The 1711-nt window shown below is 44.4% G+C and carries 2 protein-coding genes; one reads left to right on the top strand and one right to left on the bottom strand.

Annotated features, from left to right (window positions below; genetic code table 11):
- Positions 1-160: 160 nt before the first annotated feature.
- Entirely contained in the window at positions 161-751 is a 591-nt protein-coding gene (locus QUB24_RS33355) for a Uma2 family endonuclease (RefSeq protein ID WP_333157867.1), read from the bottom strand.
- A gap of 288 nt (positions 752-1039) precedes the next feature.
- Here QUB24_RS33355 and QUB24_RS33350 point away from each other — a divergent pair, with 288 nt between their 5' ends.
- On the top strand, positions 1040-1516 hold the full coding sequence (locus QUB24_RS33350) for an orange carotenoid protein N-terminal domain-containing protein (protein WP_333157866.1): 477 nt from the start codon (positions 1040-1042) through the stop codon (positions 1514-1516).
- The last annotated feature ends 195 nt before the right edge of the window (positions 1517-1711 follow it).

The raw sequence follows: 1711 nt of genomic DNA, 5'->3' as shown, positions 1-1711 counted from the left end.
GGGTGGCATTGTTGTCATCTCACTTATTTGACTCATTGTCAAGTACAATTTATACCAAATTAGATGAGCTTACCCTGGGAATGACACCCGGCTTTTTTAGTCCGCCCGACCCTACGTCCTGCCACGTAAACTGGGGCGGACTTTGTTTATGTAGCGAATTCTATTCGCCGATAAAAGTAGGAGGAAATACTTTAGATAAATCTAGGGACAAATCCCCAAAATTAGGGAGGGCAACTGTCTCGTTAGGCAGAAAAATTCTCTTGACGCGATAACCAAATTTGCCTTGCGAATTCTGATAAGGTTCGCTGTAACATTCCAAACAAATTTCTAATAAATTAAATATCCAATAATCAGAGATACCCGCTTCAGCATAAAGGGGCAACTTGACTTGTTTGTCGTAATTCAAAGAAGAATCCGCAATCTCAATCAGTAACAATATATCCGCTGTTGTGGGGTGACAGGATAAATAGTCATCAGGGCGATTTTGCACGATCGCGCGATCGGGTTCTGGTTCGCTGTCATCAGGCAGAATAATCGGTTGTTGTCCTCGCAGTGTCGCCCTTTCTCCCAGCAGCTTAAATAACTCCCGTTCCAAGCGTGTCTCGCAAACAGAGTGAGCAGTACCTTTAGCAGCCATGTTGACAAGTTCTCCCTTGATTAACTCAACTCGATCGTCCTCACTAAAGAACCCCAGTTCTGTCAGGCGGTGATATTCCGCTAGGGTGAAGCGTTTTGCAGTTGCGATCGACATAACAGCCACCTCAATACAGGTCTGTTGCGATTATAGGCGATCGTCGATCGGCTAAACAATGCTAATCATGAGCACCGCTAACAGCAATCTTGTCAAATTTGCCTCATCCTTTGGTTGCAAATTTTCCCAATTTTGGTGAATTTACTCCCCCAACTTATGTCCGGGATCATATCTGCCTTAAGCAAGATTCTAGCATCACTATTTATTAGGTACTTTAACTTAAGTAGCAAACAAAAGTTTTCTCACAAATAAGAAAACTGAGCAATAGATATTATTTTGGAGGCTTGAATGACCTTTACTACCAGTGCTTACGACCAAGGAAAAGCAGATATTAAGCAGTTGAGTGTAGACGACCAATTAGGTTTGCTGTGGTTTGTTTACACCGAAATGGGCAAGTCAATAACGCCAGCGGCTCCCGGTGCTTCCGGTTCCGAAATCGCTCAGGGTTTGTTCGAGCAAGTCAAGCCTCTGCCCCATCAAGAACAACTACAAGTAATGCGGGACATTGCCTCAAAAGCCAATACTGAAATCAGCCGGATGTACGGCTCGATGAGTCCTGAAACCAAGCTGGCTTTTTGGTATTTCCTAGCGGTAGGAATGGACGAAGGAACTATTATTCCTGTGCCTCCAGACTATCAACTTCCCGACGCAGGAAAAGCTTTATTAGGAAAGATTGAGGGCATGGATTTCCAGCAGCAAATTGATTTCCTTCGCGGTACAATTTTAGAAATGGGTGCTGAAGCCGCTCCGGGGGCTGGCATTTAATAATAGGACTTACGAAAAAAACCCGGTTTCTCGGAGAATATTGGGGGCTGCAACGACGCATCTAAGAAGAAACCGGGTTTTTAGCGCCGTTTGATGCGTAAGTCCTCAAAAAGATTAGTAAGGAATGAGAATTAAATAACTTAGAATTTTGATGGTTCTTGTGGGATGGGCGTCCCGCCCGTCCAGAAAGGGCGG

This window comes from Microcoleus sp. B9-D4 (assembly GCF_036705105.1).
In the GTDB taxonomy this organism is placed as follows: domain Bacteria; phylum Cyanobacteriota; class Cyanobacteriia; order Cyanobacteriales; family Microcoleaceae; genus Microcoleus.
Note: the sequence above shows the minus strand (reverse complement) of the source record. Positions and strands in the feature narration are given on the sequence as shown.